The sequence below is a fragment of the Bradyrhizobium sp. NBAIM08 genome (assembly GCF_020193935.1).
GTDB classification, from domain to species: Bacteria; Pseudomonadota; Alphaproteobacteria; order Rhizobiales; family Xanthobacteraceae; genus Bradyrhizobium; species Bradyrhizobium yuanmingense.
The window spans coordinates 1-402 of record NZ_JADYVR010000981.1; the positions used below are offsets into that span (position 1 = coordinate 1).

1 protein-coding gene is annotated in these 402 nt (G+C 69.4%); it reads left to right on the forward strand.

The genetic code is table 11. The features are described 5' to 3' along the window. Positions 1-402 (forward strand): S8 family serine peptidase (locus I6F37_RS43040; protein ID WP_225154834.1); only part of this gene is annotated, 402 nt, incomplete at both ends.

The window sequence follows — 402 nt, forward strand, 5'->3', positions numbered from 1 at the left end:
CCTCGATGGCGGCCCCGATGGTCTCGGGCGCGGCGGCGCTGCTGCTGCAGAAGTACCCGAACCTGACGCCGAACCAGGTCAAGGGCGTCCTGATGGGCTCCTCGCGCCTGGTCAACAACCGCTTCCCGGCGCTGGACGTCTACGCGGCGATCAAGTCGGTCGGGGCGGGCAATATCCCGGTCGCCAACCAGGGCCTGACGCCGAACACTCTCGTCAGCGCCGCCAACGGCGACATCGACTACAGCCGCTCTTCGTGGAGCCGCTCATCGTGGAGCGCGGCCGACTCCTCGCTCGGCCTCGACTTCGCCCGCTCGAGCTGGAGCCGCTCGAGCTGGAGCTCGACGAACAGCGACGGCGTGGAGGTCTCGCGCTCGAGCTGGTCCCGGTCGAGCTGGTCCACCA